This window comes from Actinoplanes couchii (genome assembly GCF_016862075.1).
GTDB classification, from domain to species: domain Bacteria; phylum Actinomycetota; class Actinomycetes; order Mycobacteriales; family Micromonosporaceae; genus Actinoplanes; species Actinoplanes couchii.
Genome location: NZ_BOMG01000042.1, coordinates 99,385 through 113,866, shown reverse-complemented (window position 1 = coordinate 113,866; position 14,482 = coordinate 99,385). Strand labels below are relative to the sequence as shown.

Annotated in this window: 13 protein-coding genes and 1 pseudogene; 7 read left to right on the top strand and 7 right to left on the bottom strand. The window is 71.5% G+C overall.

Annotation, left to right across the window (positions count from 1 at the left end; all coding sequences use genetic code 11):
• Positions 1–44 precede the first annotated feature (44 nt).
• Positions 45–482 (top strand): DUF6232 family protein, encoded by a 438-nt coding sequence (locus Aco03nite_RS15190; RefSeq protein ID WP_203795735.1) that lies wholly within the window; start codon positions 45–47, stop codon positions 480–482.
• On the opposite strand, the pseudogene Aco03nite_RS15185 reads toward Aco03nite_RS15190, so the two are convergent.
• A pseudogene (locus Aco03nite_RS15185) lies at positions 475–1,580 on the bottom strand (MFS transporter). The gene Aco03nite_RS15190 and the pseudogene Aco03nite_RS15185 sit on opposite strands and share 8 nt — an antisense overlap.
• Positions 1,581–1,727: 147 nt before the next feature.
• Here Aco03nite_RS15185 and Aco03nite_RS15175 point away from each other — a divergent pair.
• Positions 1,728–2,471, top strand: a complete 744-nt coding sequence (locus Aco03nite_RS15175; RefSeq protein WP_203795732.1) for an SDR family NAD(P)-dependent oxidoreductase — start codon at positions 1,728–1,730, stop codon at positions 2,469–2,471.
• A gap of 45 nt (positions 2,472–2,516) precedes the next feature.
• On the opposite strand, the gene Aco03nite_RS15170 is transcribed toward Aco03nite_RS15175, so the two are convergent.
• Both Aco03nite_RS15170 and Aco03nite_RS15165 read right to left on the bottom strand, forming a co-directional pair.
• Complete coding sequence (locus tag Aco03nite_RS15170; RefSeq protein ID WP_239145180.1) at positions 2,517–2,927, bottom strand: cytidine deaminase; 411 nt, start codon at positions 2,925–2,927, stop codon at positions 2,517–2,519.
• 38 nt (positions 2,928–2,965) lie between these two features.
• Positions 2,966–4,009, bottom strand: coding sequence for a hypothetical protein (locus tag Aco03nite_RS15165; protein ID WP_203795731.1), 1,044 nt, complete (start codon positions 4,007–4,009; stop codon positions 2,966–2,968).
• A 102-nt stretch (positions 4,010–4,111) separates the two neighbouring features.
• Here Aco03nite_RS15165 and Aco03nite_RS15160 point away from each other — a divergent pair, with 102 nt between their 5' ends.
• Complete coding sequence (locus tag Aco03nite_RS15160) at positions 4,112–5,278, top strand: EAL domain-containing protein (protein WP_203795730.1); 1,167 nt, start codon at positions 4,112–4,114, stop codon at positions 5,276–5,278.
• Here the strand turns inward: Aco03nite_RS15160 and Aco03nite_RS15155 are convergent.
• Complete coding sequence (locus Aco03nite_RS15155) at positions 5,230–5,472, bottom strand: hypothetical protein (RefSeq protein WP_203795729.1); 243 nt, start codon at positions 5,470–5,472, stop codon at positions 5,230–5,232. The genes Aco03nite_RS15160 and Aco03nite_RS15155 overlap by 49 nt on opposite strands.
• Here Aco03nite_RS15155 and Aco03nite_RS15150 point away from each other — a divergent pair.
• Positions 5,461–6,021 (top strand): glycoside hydrolase family 31 family protein, encoded by a 561-nt coding sequence (locus tag Aco03nite_RS15150; RefSeq protein WP_203795728.1) that lies wholly within the window; start codon positions 5,461–5,463, stop codon positions 6,019–6,021. The two genes, Aco03nite_RS15155 and Aco03nite_RS15150, sit on opposite strands and share 12 nt — an antisense overlap.
• Positions 6,022–6,222: 201 nt before the next feature.
• Positions 6,223–6,873 carry a DUF459 domain-containing protein gene (locus tag Aco03nite_RS15145; protein ID WP_203795727.1) on the top strand — a complete coding sequence of 217 codons (651 nt, stop codon included), beginning with the start codon at positions 6,223–6,225 and terminating at the stop codon, positions 6,871–6,873.
• Positions 6,874–6,968: 95 nt separating this feature from the next.
• Here the strand turns inward: Aco03nite_RS15145 and Aco03nite_RS15140 are convergent, their stop codons facing one another.
• The 3 genes from Aco03nite_RS15140 to lysX are packed head-to-tail and all read right to left on the bottom strand — an operon-like array spanning position 6,969 to position 12,490.
• Positions 6,969–8,165 carry an MFS transporter gene (locus Aco03nite_RS15140; RefSeq protein ID WP_203795726.1) on the bottom strand — a complete coding sequence of 399 codons (1,197 nt, stop codon included), beginning with the start codon at positions 8,163–8,165 and terminating at the stop codon, positions 6,969–6,971.
• A 40-nt stretch (positions 8,166–8,205) separates the two neighbouring features.
• Positions 8,206–9,192, bottom strand: a complete 987-nt coding sequence (locus Aco03nite_RS15135) for a LacI family DNA-binding transcriptional regulator (RefSeq protein ID WP_203795725.1) — start codon at positions 9,190–9,192, stop codon at positions 8,206–8,208.
• A 19-nt stretch (positions 9,193–9,211) separates the two neighbouring features.
• On the bottom strand, positions 9,212–12,490 hold the full coding sequence (gene lysX, locus Aco03nite_RS15130) for a bifunctional lysylphosphatidylglycerol synthetase/lysine--tRNA ligase LysX (RefSeq protein WP_239145179.1): 3,279 nt from the start codon (positions 12,488–12,490) through the stop codon (positions 9,212–9,214).
• A 111-nt stretch (positions 12,491–12,601) separates the two neighbouring features.
• Between lysX and Aco03nite_RS15125 the strand changes: the two genes are divergently transcribed.
• Together Aco03nite_RS15125 and Aco03nite_RS15120 are read left to right on the top strand one after the other, a co-directional pair.
• Positions 12,602–13,459: an SGNH/GDSL hydrolase family protein gene (locus tag Aco03nite_RS15125; RefSeq protein WP_203795724.1), complete on the top strand. Its 858-nt coding sequence runs from the start codon at positions 12,602–12,604 to the stop codon at positions 13,457–13,459.
• On the top strand, positions 13,456–14,481 hold the full coding sequence (locus tag Aco03nite_RS15120; protein ID WP_203795723.1) for a GDSL-type esterase/lipase family protein: 1,026 nt from the start codon (positions 13,456–13,458) through the stop codon (positions 14,479–14,481). Before Aco03nite_RS15125 ends, Aco03nite_RS15120 begins: the two co-directional genes overlap by 4 nt.
• Position 14,482: the final 1 nt, after the last annotated feature.

The window sequence follows — 14,482 nt, the reverse complement described above, 5'->3', positions numbered from 1 at the left end:
GGGGTCGTGCTGAAGTGGGCGGAGATCGATGTGTGGGGTGAGTGGTGACGGACGACGAGCCGGGTTCGCACGTGTACTACCGGGACGACGACATCGCGATCGTCGATGACCAGCTCAACATTCTGGCCGACGGATCGGATCTGTGGATTCCGCTGGCCCAGTTGTCGAACTACACCTTCGTCGACGCGGCGCGCAAGCGGCGGCAGCTCGGGACGGCCACCGCCGCCGGGCTGGTTCCGGTGGCGATGGGCGCCGCGGTGACCTGGGCCGGCGGGTGGGCCGCACTGTCCACGACGTTGTTCGGGCTGGGTGGGTCGATGGTCGTCTTCGGGCTGTGGGAGCTGTTCCGGTGCCGGAGGGAGCGGCGGTGGACCATGCGCGCCGACTTCTGGCAGGGCGTGCTGACCCTGTACGAGACGGACGACAGCCAGGCGTTCGGCCGGTTCGTGCGCGGGCTGCAGCGGGCCCGCGGCATCATCTGAGCCCGGGCCGGGCCCGGGGCAGCAGGGAGACCGGGAGCAGGCCCGTGGTGGCGATCACGGCCAGGATCAGCAGGGTGGCGGGGTAGCCGGTCAGGGGCATCGTCGCGGCGGCGGTCGCGATGCCCAGGGTCGGGCCGATGTTCATCGCCGTCTGTTTCAGGCCGCCCACCACTCCGGCGTGGCCGGGTGGAGCGTCGGTCACCACGGTTCCCGTCGCGGTTACCGAGACGGTGGCGAAACCTGCTCCCAGCACGCCGAAGGCGACGCTCGTCGAGAGCCACGAACTGCTCCAGGCGAGAGTGGACAACAGCGCGACACCGGATGCCACCAGGAGTGTTCCGGCGAAAGCGGTGCGGCGTGGACCGTACCGGCGGAGGGTGAAGTTGGCGATCGGGGCGCCGAGGATCATCGACACGGTCAGCGGGAGCACCCGCAGGCCACCGGCGAGCGGGTCGAACCCCAGGGTGTCCTGGGCGAAGAACGTGACCGCGAACAACGCCCCGAACAGCGCGCCGCTCGCGACCAGCAGCAGGGCTGACGACGCCATCACCGGCACCGAGCGGGCCACCGGCGGCGGCACCAGCGGGGCGGTGGCCCGGCGCTCGCGCACGACGAACAACCACGCCACACCCAGAGCAGCGGCCAGCCCCAGGACGGTCGGCGTGGTGGTCCATCCGTGCGCGGGGATCCCGGAAAGCGTGTGCACCCCGATCGCCAGCGCGGCCGCGAGCAGGGCCGCCGCCAGCAGGTCGAACCGCGCCGGCTCGGACCGCGCCGGCACCGGAACCCGGACCGCCAGGGTCGCCGGTTGCAGCAGCGCGCCGAACACCCCTGCAGCGCCCGCAGCGCGATCACCCACCCGATCCCGGGAGCGAAGGCGATCCCCGCCGACGCCACCCCGAACCCGAGGACGCCGGTGGACAGCAGGCGGGCGTGCCCGTAGCGGTCACCCAGACGACCGGCCACGACGAGCAGCGCTGCCACCGCGAGCAGGTAGCCGGTGCTGGTCCACTGGACCTGAGACAGGCTCGCGCCGAGTTCCCGCTGCAGGCTGGGCTGGGCCACGATCAGCACCGTCCCGTCGAGTGCCACCAGCATGGCCCCGCCGACACTGGCCCCGAGCACGAGGTGCCGCCGAACAGACATAGACAGTGTCTACTAGATCCGGGTAGACACTGTCTACTGCGGAACGCCAGGTCCGATAGCCGCCAGAAAGTTGCGGCGTCAAGTATCAGGATCGAACCCATGGACAACACACTCGACGGGAAAGCGGCCCTGGTCACCGGCGGCAGTCGCGGCATCGGGGCCGCCGTGGCGCTGCGCCTGGCCGAACAGGGCGCCGACGTCACCCTCACCTACCAGCAGGACCAGAAGAGCGCCGACGACATCGTGGACCGGATCAAGGCGGCCGGGCGGCGGGCCGTCGCCGTCCGGGCCGACAGCGCCGATCCGGCGGCCGTGGTGGCCGCCGTCGAGCAGGCCGCCGCAACGCTGGGGCGGCTGGACATCCTGGTCAACAACGCCGGCAGCTTCCTGATCGGCCCGCTCGAGGACCTGACGCCCGACGACTTCGAGCAGTCCGTCGCGGTCAACGTCCGAGCGCCCTTCCTGGCCTCGCAGGCCGCGGTCGCCCACATGCCGGCCGGTGGGCGGATCATCAACATCGGCAGCAACGTGGCCGAGCGGGCGGTCTTTCCGGGCTTTTCGCTGTACGCGATGAGCAAGACCGCCCTGACCGGACTGACCAAGGCACTGGGCCGGGAACTCGGCGGCCGTGCGATCACGGTGAACCTGGTCAACCCGGGCCCGACCGACACCGCGTCCAACCCGGCCGACGGGCCGAACGCCGGCACGATCCGGTCGTTCACCGCCCTCGGGCACTTCGCGGCCCCGTCCGACGTGGCGGCCACTGTGGCGTTCCTGGCCGGCCCGGACGGCGCCTACCTCACCGGCGCGACGATCAACGTGGACGGCGGGTTCACGATTTAAAAGGGAACCGGGGTGCGGCCCCGGTAAAAGGCCGCACCCCGGCTTTCAGTGACTGTCCTGGTAGTCCCGCAGCGTCCGGGGCCCGAAGGCGTCCGGCAGCACCTCGTCGATGGTCCGGATGCCGCTGACCGTGTCGAGCAGCATGCCCTCGGCGGAGTGTTCGTAGAGCAGCTGCCGGCAGCGCCCGCACGGCATCAGCGCGTTGCCGTCACCGTCCACGCAGGCGAACGCGACGAGCTTGCCGCCGCCGGACATCATCAGGGCGGAGACGAGGCTGCATTCGGCGCAGAGGCCCAGCCCGTACGACGCGTTCTCGACGTTGGCCCCGATGACGATCCGGCCGTCGTCGACCAGGGCGGCGACCCCGACCGGAAACTTCGAGTACGGGGCGTACGCCTTGGTCATCGCCTCCCGGGCGCGAGCCCGCAGGTCCTGCCACTGTTCTTCGGTGATCACAGGAAGTGATTATCCCGCATCCGGACCGAGAATGATCATCAGGGAGCGGTGAAGGGAGCGGTGAAGGGTACGGTGAGCGGCGCGGTCAGGCCGTCGGTGGAGGTGCGCGGGGTGAGCTTCACGGCCGGGTCGACGACCGCCGGGAAGCCGAGCGTGGCCAGCCGGCCGTTGACGCCGTTCTCGGCCTGGCAGTCGTTCGTGCAGTTGGTGGGCGGGTTGGCGACCTCGGTGGCGTCCTCGCCGGTGACCATGCCCATCCGGCCACCACTGGCCACGTCCCAGATGCTCGTCGCGCCGCAGTGGTCCCTGGTCTCGGAGAGGCCGAGCGTGTTGGTGAAGTCGGGGCCGCACGACGCCTGCGGGATGCGGGTGGCGACCTGAGCGCTGTCCCGCAGCACCAGCGCGGGGGCCACGTCGCTGCCGATGTTGACGCGGGGGCTCACCCGTACGCAGAAAGTGCCTGCCGGTCCGGTCTGTTCGCTGGTGCACTCCGAGCCGAGCCACGCGCCGAGCCGGGCCCGGAACCGCGGATTGTCGTAGTAGAACGTGGAATCGGCCAGGGTGTGCACGATCCGCGTGCGGGTGCCGTCACCCCGCGACGGCTCCATCTGGAAGATCCCGCCCTGGGCGCAGTCCTTGGCCTGGATCTTCATGCTCAACCCATTGGCGCCGGTACGCGAGACCGTCAAGCCCTCGTCCCGCAGCTCCAGGCTGATGGCGCTGGTCAGGGCCAGCCCGCGGTGGTCCGGCACCTTGCTCGTGTAGACCGGGGTGGGTTTGCGCCCGGTCATGTCGCCGACGTTGGCGGCGCCGGTGAACGTGTAGTCGTAAATCGCGAAGGTGGCCGGGTCGATGTCGAACCGGGTGTACTTGCCCTGCACGGTGAACCGTCCGGCCGGGGCGGCGACGGTGCCGCGGAACCGGTCCTTGGTGCCGGTCTTGCCCAGCACGGTGTAACTGCCCCCGTCGCAGAACTTGGAGCTGGCCGCGACGGCGGCGGTCGGCGCGGTGATCGCGGCCAGGGGGACGGCGACGGAGAGGACGGCCAGCGCCGTCAGGCTCGTGGAGCGCAGTGATCGCATGCCGGAACTATCGCCGCCTGACCGGTAACGACCGGTTAGGGCAAGGTTAAGACGACCCTAAGAGGCCTCAGTTGGGCGGGCCCGGGGCCGATGGACACGGCGATGACCGAGGTGACGAGTCCGCGACGGGCGGCGCAGATGACGGTCGGTGACGTGATCACCGGCCGGCTGGTGCGACCGGTGTTCCAGCCGATCGTCGACCTGGCCGGTGGTGGTGTGGTCGGGCTGGAGGCGCTGGCCCGCGGCCCGGCCGGGACGGCGCTGGAGTTCCCGGACCGGCTGTTCGACGCCGCCCGCGCGGCCGGCCGCCTCGGTGACCTCGACCAGCTCTGCGCCGAACGGGCCCTGGAGGTCGCCGTCGACGCCGCGGTACAGCCGCCGATGCTGTTCGTCAACGCCGAACCCGCCGTCGTCGACCAGCCGATCTCCACCCGGATCGCCGAACTCGTGGTGGCCGGCCTGCCGTTCCGGGAGGTCCTGGAGTTCACCGAGCGGGCCCTGCCGACGGTGCCCGGCAGCATGCTGCGGCTGGCCGGGCTGACCCGGGCGTTCGGGCACGCGGTCGCCCTGGACGACGTCGGCGTGGACCCGATGTCGCTGGCGTTCCTGCCGATCCTGGAACCGGAAGTGATCAAGCTGGATCTGAGCCTGATCCGGGATCCGGCGTCGGCCGCGACCGCCCGGGTGAGCGCGGTGGTCCGCGCGCAGGCGGCCCGGACCGGGGCGCGGATCATCGCCGAGGGCATCGAGACGGCCGCCGATCTGGCGGTCGCCCGGGACCTCGGCGCGCACTGGGGTCAGGGCTGGCACTTCGCCCGGCCGGGACCGATCGACGGACCGGGCCATCGGTACGACCCGGAGGCCGCCGCGGTGCTCCCGGCGCCGCCGTCGACGTTCCACGAACGGCCCGGCTCACCGTTCACGGCGACCGCGACGAGCGGGCCCACCTTCGCCGCGGACAGCATGTCGATCGCCACCGCGCTGGACCGGCTGCACGGGATGCTCGCCCGCGATCCCGACGTCATCGTCTTCGCGGTGGAACCGGCCGGCACCTGCCCCGAACTCCCGGTGTCCCTGCACGACCTGCTCGGCCGGGCCCGGTCGGTCTACATCCGGGACAGGCCGTTCCCGGACGAGTTCGCGGTGGTGCTGCTGGGCGCCGGCTACGGCTTCGGCATGTGTGTGCGGACCCGGCCGGAGCTGGAGATCCGGCACCTGGATCAGCTACCGGCCGTCGCCGAGGTGGCCCGGGTGATGCTGGCCGCCTGAAAGCCGGCGGTCGTCGCCCGGCGCACCACGCCCACCGGCTCGATCAGCCTCGTCAGCGGCGGCCCGGTCAGCTCCTCGATCCGTTCGACGAGCGTGCTCAGCGCCAGGCCGGCGACCTGTCGCCACCGCACTGGGGCGCCGACGGCATCGGCTCGCTGGTCCCGGAGATGCTGGCCCACGGCATGATCGGCCACGCCTGGACCTGCCCCGACATGATCGGCGGCGGGGAGATCGGCGCGGTCGGCGGGCAGCAGGGCGTCGACCAGGAGTTCTTCGTCCGGTACGCGCAGATCGCGGCCCTCAGCCCGATGATGCAGTTCTCCCTCCCACCGGCCCGGGTCCTCGATGCCCGTCATCTGGCGGCGGTCCACAGCGCCCTCGACGTCCGTACCGAAAACCTGCCGTTGATCCTGTCCCTCGTGGACGAGGCGGCACTCACCGGCGAAGCGGTGGTCCGGCCGATGGCCTTCCACGCACCCGGCCTCGACGACGTCACCGACCAGTACTTCCTCGGCCCGAACCTGATCGTCGCCCCGGTGACCGAAAAGGCCGCCACCCACCGCGACGTGCACCTGCCGAAGGGCCAGTGGCAAGCCGACGACGGCACGGTCCACACCGGCCCCACCCGGATCACGACCTGCACCCCGCTGGACCGCATCCCCCGGTTCACCCGAGTCACCGACGCAGCCGTGACCGAACCGCCCGGTGACCAGGACGACGCCCGCTGGAGACCCACGCGATGATCATCGACCGGAACCGGGCCTCGATGCCGCGAACCACCTGATCCTGGCCGGCTCATCTCAGCGGCCCGTTCCCAACGTCGTGCCCCGCGCCGACCGGTACCGGCCTGCAATCAACCGTCTGGACGAATGATGACTGGGAGCAGCTGCGCCGATCCCCCAGCGGGTGGGTTCGCGGAAGTCGCCCTGATCTACGATCCTGCGGTGGGCCGGGACCTGCGGATCCGTTTTGTCGGCGACTCGTTCGTGGCCGGGGTCGGTGATCCGGCCTGTCTCGGGTGGACGGGGCGGCTGGCCGCCCGGAGTCACCCGGTGACCGCCTACAACCTCGGCGTCCGGCGCCAGACCTCCGACGACATCCGAGACCGCTGGCTGCCGGAATGCGACCAGCGCCTGCGCGATGGCAGCGATCACCGGCTGGTGTTGTCCTTCGGCGTCAACGACACCACCGTCGAGAACGGCGCCCCACGGGTGGGCCCCGGGCAGTCCACGGCCAACCTCGGTGCCATCCTCGGCCAGGCCGCCCGGCGCCGCTGGCGTGTCTTGATGGTCGGCCCGCCGCCCGTCGGCGACCACGCCCGGAACCTGCGCACGGCGGCGCTCGACGAACGGTTCACGCGAGTCTGCCAGGAGGCAGGCGTTCCTTATGTGCCCGTGTACCCCGCCCTGAGGAGCAACGGGACGTGGATGGACGAGATTCGCACCGGCGACGGCGCGCATCCAGGTGCCGCCGGCTACGCGGAGATCACCGCCCTGATCGCCCCGCACTGGGACAGCTGGCTCCGCCGAGAGGGGCCCACCGTGCAGCGCTCGGACCCTTCGAAGACATCGCCACCGCAACGGCGAAGGGTGTGATCATCTATGACGGTGCGGTCGCGGACATGGCGCGGATGCTGCGGTTCTACGAGGCGACGCTCGCCGGACGGAGCATCCGGCTGCCCTACTGAGGTTCACCGGGCGGCGGGAAGGGCGGCGGGCCGGGCGGGGGCGGGCGACGGGTAGCGGCGGGTCATCCAGGCCAGGCCGAGGGCGGCGACCGCGGCCAGGGCGGTGGGGATCAGGAAGACGCCGGGGAGGCCCAGGCCGTTCACGCCGAGGCCGCCGGCCAGGCCGCCGACGGCGGCGCTCACCGGTTCGGCGCTGATGAAGACCGCGGACGCGGTGGCTATCGCGGACGGGAGCAGGCGCTGGGCGACGATGATGCCCAGGCCGCCGAACGTGCCCCACAGGAATCCGATCAGGATCTGGCCGGCGAACAGGGTCGCGGCGGTGGTGCCGACGGCCAGGCAGAACGTGCCGGCCACGGCCAGGACGCAGCTCGCCGTCAGGACGCGCATCGCGCCGAATCGGCGGGCCGCGGCGATCGCGATCGGGATCACCAGGATCTCGGTCAGCGGCTGGGCGCCGATGATCGCGCCGCTGAGGCCGGAGGACAGGTGCAGGTCACGGTTCATGTAGACCGGCAGGTAGGCGAACTTGACCGTGTCCCCGGCGTACACCAGGACCGAAAGGGTGGTGAAGACGATCAGCGGGAGCATCTGCCGGAGCCCGGGTGCCGTGGACGGCGCCGACACGTCGTGGGTGACCGCGGTCGAGCGTTGCCGGCCCAGCGGCACGATCTGGGCGAGCAGGCAGACCGCGGTGGCCAGGAACATGGTTCGCACGTCGGTCCAGGCGGCCAGCAGCGAGCCCAGGACCGGTCCGACGACCCAGCCGCCGACCAGGGCGATCCGGAGGATCGCGATCACCCCGTCGATGCCGGGCACCGGCCGGTCCTGGACGGCGGCGAACAGCTGGGACGTGGCGGCCCCGGCGAAGCACAGCACGACGGTGTTGACCACGACCGGCACCCACAGCTGCCCGGCGAAGGCGATCGCCACCCAGCCCGCGCACCCGAGAACCGCGCACAGCCGGAAGAGCCCGAGCCGGTCGCCGACCCGGTCGGAACGCGCGCCGATCAGGTATCCGGCCAACGGCGCGGTCAGGTTGGTCAGCGCGAACAGCCCGGCCGTGGACAGGGACGCGCCCAGTTCGTCGACCAGGAACAGCGACATCAGCGGGGCGGGCGCGGAGAACCCCACCCCGGACAGGAACAGGGCGATCGTCACGCCGCGGTACAGCGGGGTGCGGAGAACGGTGCGGATCACGAGCCGGAACTATACGTATAGACAACGGGCCTGGGAACCCTCAGCAGCCGCACGATTTCCGGACGGTCAGCGTCGCCGGTTCCACGATGCGGCGCGCCGGTCCCCCGTCCAGCACCAGGTCGACGGCCTGACGAGCCATCAACCCCACCGGTTGGCGTACGACGGTCAACGGCGGCGTGGTGAAGGCCGAGTCGGCGGCCCCGTCGAACGAGACGACCGCGACGTCCTCCGGCACCCGCAACCCCAGCTCCCACAGGGCGCGCAGACACCCGATCGCCTGCATGTCCGAACTGACGAAGACCGACCGCGGCCGATCCGGGCGGCCGAACAGGCGCAGCGCGGCTTCGTATCCGCCCTGCCGGGTGGACGGCCCCCGCTCGATCGGCCCGCGCGACCCGAGCGCCTGCTCCCAGCCCTGTTCCCGCAGCTCGACGGTCTCGTCGGGGTGGATGATCAGCCCGACGTCCCGGTAGCCGTGCCCCAGCAGATGGGTGACCCCGTCTGCGGCCCCGCGCCGGGCGTCCACCCCGATGCTGCTGACACCCGGCGCGTCGGAGAAGACGTTGAGCAGCACCGTCGGGATCCCGGTGCCGGTGATGCCGGCGACGTCCGGATCGACCATGTCGACCACGGTCACCAGCAGGCCCTCGACCTGCCGCCCGGCGAGGCTCTGCAGGTGCTGTCGCTCGATCGTGGCGCTGCCCTCGCTGCTGGCGGTGATCAGGTCGTAGCCCCGGTCGGCGGCGCAGCGCCCGGCGGCGACGGTCAGGTCGGCCCAGAGCGTGTTGCCGATGTCCGGCACGACGAGACCGAGCAACTTCGACGATCCGGTACGCAGGGCGGCGGCGCTCGCGTTCGGCCGGTACCCGAGCGCCTCGATCGACGCCCGGACCCGCAGCGCGGTCTCCGCAGCGACCGGGCGCGGGCCGCCGTGCACCACGTAACTGACCACGGCGCCACTCACACCCGCGTGCCGTGCCACGTCCGCCTGCGTGACCGCCTGTTTGCGGGCCTGCCGGTCACTCACGAGGGCCCCTGCCGGTCGCTCACGTGGGCCAATGTACCGCCGGGCGGTGGAACGGGAAGGCGAGGGTGGCCCGGATCGGGGTGCCGGTCAGCAGCATCACGATCCGGTCGACGCCCAGGCCGAGGCCGCCGGTGGGTGGCATCGCGTACTCCAGGGCGGACAGGAACGCCTCGTCGACACGCATCGCCTCGGGGTCGCCGGCGGCCGCTTTCAGCGACTGGGCGGTCAGGCGTTCGCGCTGGTCGGTGGGGTCGATCAGCTCCGAGTAGGCGGTGCCGAGCTCCATCCCGTACGCGACCAGGTCCCAGCGCTCGGCCAGTTTCGCATCGGTGCGGTGGGTCCGGGTCAGCGGTGACGTCTCCAGCGGGAAGTCGGTGTAGAACGTCGGGTAGGTGGTCTGTTTCTCGACCAGCGCGTCGTACAGCTCGACGACCAGCTCACCGGCGCTCGCGTCGGCCGGGGCGTGCACCCCGTGGGCCGCGCACACCTCGCGCACCCGATCGGCCGGGGTGTCCGAGGTCAGCGACGCGCCGGTGGCCTTGCTGACCGCCTCGTGCACGGTCACCACCGCCCACGGTTCGGTCAGGTCCACCCGGCCCTCGGGCCGCGCCGCCACCGGCTCACCGTGCACCGCGGTCGCCGTCTCCAGGATGAGTTCCCTGGTCAGCAGCCGCATGGTGTCGTAGTCGGCGTACGCCTGGTACGCCTCCAGCGAGGTGAACTCCGGATTGTGGGTGGCGTCGGCGCCCTCGTTGCGGAAGTTGCGGTTCAACTCGAAGACCCGGTCCATGCCCGCCACGCACAGCCGCTTCAGATACAGCTCGGGGGCGATCCGCAGGAACAGCTCCATGTCGTACGCGTTGATGTGGGTCACGAACGGGCGGGCGGCCGCACCACCGTGGACCGTCTGCAGCATCGGAGTCTCGACCTCGGTGAAACCCCGTACCGCAAAAGCGTCTCGCAGTGCTCTGACAGCCGTGCTGCGATCCCGGAGAACCCGCATCGCCTCCGGATTGACCAGCAGATCCAGGTGCCGCTGGGCGACCCGCGCCTCCGGATCGGTGAACCCGGCGTGCTCGTCCGGCAGCGGGCGCAGGCATTTCGCGGCCATCGCCCAGTCGGTGGCCAGGATCGACAGCTCGCCGCGCCGGGAGGTGGCCACCTCGCCGGTGACGCTGACGTGGTCGCCGAGGTCGACGGTCCGCCGCCAGCGCCGCAGCACGTCCGCCGGGGTCGTCGCGGCGGTGAGCATGACCTGCAGGTCGGTGTCGCCGTCGCGGAGCCGGGCGAAGATCACCCCGCCCAGGTCGCGCAGCGCCCGGATCCGCCCGGTGACCGACACCTGCACGCCGGTGCGGGCATCCGGCGGCAGGCCGGGATGGGTCTCGCGGACCGCGGCCAGGGTGGTGGTGCGGGCGACGGCCACCGGGTAGGGCTCGACGCCGTCGCGGACCAGCCGGTCCCGCTTCTCCAGGCGGGCGCGTTGCTGCTGGCTCAGGCGGCGTTCCGGGCGGGGCGGGCGCAGCAGCTGGTCCTCCTGCGCCCGGACCGCCTCGGCGAACGCGGCGTCGGGCGCGGGCACCGGCGGCAGCAGCGACGGCAGGAAGCCCTCGGCGCGGGCCGCGGCGTAGACCGCCCGGCTCAGGGCGAGCGAGGAGTCGAAGCAGAGGAAGCGGGGCACCCAGGCCGGCAGGTACTTGGCGTTGGCGCGGTAGAGCGACTCCAGCTGCCAGAACCGGGAAGCCAGGCCCAGCACGGCGTCGGTCACCCGGATCACCGGCCCGGCGCCCACCCCGTCGGCCGAGCTGAACACCGAACGGAACATCGCGAAATTCAGCGAGATCCGGCGTACGCCCAGGTCGGGGCACGCCTCCACGAGCCCGGCCACCAGGAACTCGGTGAGACCGTTCTCCGCCGTCCGGTCGGCGCGCATCAGGTCCAGGGACAGACCCCGGACACCCCACGTTACGAACGTGAGGATCCCCCGTACCAAACCATGATCATCGTGGGCGGTGACCACGACGGACCGTCCGTCGGCCGCATCGCCGAACCGGCCCAGCGCCATCGAGAAACCGCGCTCGGTGCCGCCGTCACGCCAGGTGGCGGCCACCCGGTCCAGTTCGGCCAGCTCGTCCGCGCCGATCGCCGCCTGCCGCCGGACCTGGCAGGTGTAACCGGCGGCGCGCACCCGGTCGACGGCCCGCCGCACCGGCCGCATCGTCTTCGGCTGCAGGGTGAACCCGGCGACGTCGAGGATCGCCTCGTCGCCGATGCCCAGGGCCTTCAAACCCGCACTGACGTACGCGGTGGCGCCGGTCTCGCTCGCCGACAGCACCGCGGTGAACCAGCCGTGCCGTCGGGCCTCGGCCCGCCACGCCCCGATCGCCGCGGGCCAGGACGCCTGATGCCCGATCGGGTCGGCGCTGGCCAGGCTGACCGACGCGACCACCCGGTAGGTGACGGCGGCCCGCCCGTCCGGGGAGAAGATCACCGACTTGTCCCGGCGGGTGGCGAACCAGCCGAGCGAGTCGTCCTCGCCGTCGGTCAGCAGCAGCCGGCGCAGGTGCAGTTCGGCGTCGGTGTCCAGGTACTGCTTGGCCCGCGCCGACCGCAGGAACAGCCCGACCGCGACCAGCAGCACCAGCGCGGAGACTGTCGACGCGGCCACCGACACCCAGTGGTAACCGTGGTGCCCGTTGAGCCCGGCGTTGTCCCCGGCCGGGCTCAGCCCGAGCGCGGACCGGTTCGCCCAGACCACCCGCTCGCCACTGCCCCGCAGGGTGTCCGGGAACAGCATGGTCAGGGCGAACGCCAGACTCCAGGCGGTGATCAGGCCGGCTGCCAGCACCGACGTCGCCCAGAGCCACGAGCCGCGGCCCAGCCGCGCCGGGAACGCCCGCCGGGAACGCCAGAGCAGGATCACCACGATCGTGCTGAGCACGGTCGCCACCCCGGTCAGCACCACGTCGGTGCGGGACAGGTCCAGGTCGGCGGCACTGAGGTCGTTCCAGAAGACGACGCCGGCCACCAGCACCGCGGCGTCCAGCACTGTCGCGCACACCTGGTAGACGAGCAGCAGCAGGAACGCGGCCCGCAGCCGGCGGCGCAGGGCGCTGCCCATCAGCAGGAGCACGGCGGCGATGAACAGGTTCGGCTCGGCGGGCACGTTGAGCATCCCGAACCCGTAGTCGACCCACCAGGTCCAGCCGAAGCCGCGGAACGGGAAGCTGAGCACCACCCAGATGCCCGCGATCGTGACCACGCGGCCGGGCCAGTGCGCGAATCTGCTGTTCACCACGACGCCACGTTAGCCAGTGCCGTCGATGCATTCCTTGACACCGATGGTTATCGATATTTAATCTCACGGTAACACGTTCTGCTGAAACGTTTCATGACTCCAGGAGAGTCCATGCGCAGAGTTCGACTGATGATCGTGTCCGCCCTGGCCATCGCCCTGACCCTGGTGGCGCCGGGCACCGGGCACGCCGCGCCCGCCGACTGCGAGTCCCCCGGCGCGCCGGGCGGCCCGGCCCATCCCGGCGCGCGCCCGGTCGGCGTCTGGCTGGCCGGCGACTCGACCATGGCCCCGCCCACCACCGGCACCTGCCCGGTCGGCTGGGGCGCCGAGTTCGCCCCGCTGTTCCGTGACAACGTCACCGTGCACAACCTGGCGTTCGGCGGCCGCAGCATCCAGACCTGGCTGCACGAGCCCAACGTGACCGCCGAGATCGGCGCGGACGGCGAGTGCGTGCTGACCGGCGAGACGTACTCGGCCCGCTGGCAGCAGGTCCTCGACGGGATGACAGCCGGTGACTACCTGTTCATCCAGTTCGGTATCAACGACGGCTCGCCGACCTGCCCCCGGCACGTCGGCACCGAGCGGTACCGGGAGCTGATGACCTACATGGCGCAGACCGCGATCGACCGCGGCGCGCACCCGATCGTGCTGTCCGCGGTCGCCGCGATCACCTGCTCCGGCGACACGGCCGTCAAGAACCGCGGCTTCACCGAGCCGACGATCGCGGCCGCCGAAGCCACCGGCGCCGACTACATCGACCTGCAGACTCTCAGCGTCGACTACTACAACTCGCTCGCGCTGTGCCCGAACGACGGCGACTACAGCACCGGCCTGGTCGGGCAGATCTTCTGCAACGACCACACCCACTTCGAGTCGTACGGCGCGGCCCGGATCGCCGAACTCGTCGCCGGTGACCTCCGCGAGCAGCGCATCCGGCTCGCCCGCTCACTTCTGGGAAGGTCCGCATGAACCTTTTCCTGTCCGTCCTGATGGCGGGAACCCTGCCGATCCCCGCGACGCCGCCCGCGCAGGGCACGCCCACCGACCGCAACATCGAGTACACCGGGCGCTGGGACACCACCGACCGGACGGCCTATGTCCCGCAGTGGGCGGGCGCCTACCTGCGGGTCGGGTTCACCGGCACCGGCGTCGCCCTGGAGCAGCGCGACACGATCGACTTCTGGTACAGCATCGACGGTGGCCCGTACACCCTGGCCAGTCAGGTCAGCGGCACCGTCGACCTGACCCCGGAGCCACTGGCCGAGGGCCGGCACACGCTGCTGGTGTCGTACCGGATCGTGGCCGGCAGCTACACCGGCGACGCCCGTTTCCAGGGGCTGACCCTGGACGACGGCGCGCACACCTTCCGTCCGCAGCGGAAACGGCAGTCGGCCGAGTTCGTCGGCGACTCGATCACCGCCGGGTACACCTCCACCAACGTGGCGCTGTCCGCCTACCCGTGGATCATCGGCGAGAATCTGGGCGTCCGGCACACCCAGATCGCCCTCAGCGGTGCCTGCCTCAACGAGCTGACCGCCGAGGAGAGCACCCGCGGCATCCGCTGTTACGGCCTGGAGGGCCGCTATCCGCACGTCGGTTTCCAGGACGGCGCCGCCGACTGGGACTTCCGCCGGTTCCGCCCGGACGTCGTCGTGGTCAACATCGGCACCAACGACGTCGGGCACGGCGTGAGCAGCGCGGACTTCCGGGTGGCCTACGAGGACTTCCTCGCCGATGTGCGGGCCGACAATCCGCGCGCGACCATTCTGGCGGTCCGGATCTTCAAGGGCTGGTGGGCGGCCGAGACCGCGGAGGCCGTCGCGGCCCGACAGGCGGCCGGGGACCGGGACATCGAGTTCGTCGACACCACCGGCTGGTGGGATCCGGCGACCATGACCAACGACGGCACCCACCCGAACGATTTCGGTCACCAGGTGCTCTCGGGATACCTCCAGCCGTACGTCGCCGCCGCCCTGGATCGGAGAGCCTGAC

Excerpts from the sequence above, each read along its gene's own strand:
- Aco03nite_RS15150 (WP_203795728.1), top strand. The coding sequence starts at position 5,461 with ATGATCGGCCACGCCTGGACCTGCCCCGACATGATCGGCGGCGGGGAG.
- Aco03nite_RS15120 (WP_203795723.1), top strand. The coding sequence starts at position 13,456 with ATGAACCTTTTCCTGTCCGTCCTGATGGCGGGAACCCTGCCGATCCCC.
- Aco03nite_RS15160 (WP_203795730.1), top strand. The coding sequence starts at position 4,112 with ATGACCGAGGTGACGAGTCCGCGACGGGCGGCGCAGATGACGGTCGGT.
- Aco03nite_RS15165 (WP_203795731.1), bottom strand. The coding sequence starts at position 4,009 with ATGCGATCACTGCGCTCCACGAGCCTGACGGCGCTGGCCGTCCTCTCC.
- Aco03nite_RS15175 (WP_203795732.1), top strand. The coding sequence starts at position 1,728 with ATGGACAACACACTCGACGGGAAAGCGGCCCTGGTCACCGGCGGCAGT.
- Aco03nite_RS15125 (WP_203795724.1), top strand. The coding sequence starts at position 12,602 with ATGCGCAGAGTTCGACTGATGATCGTGTCCGCCCTGGCCATCGCCCTG.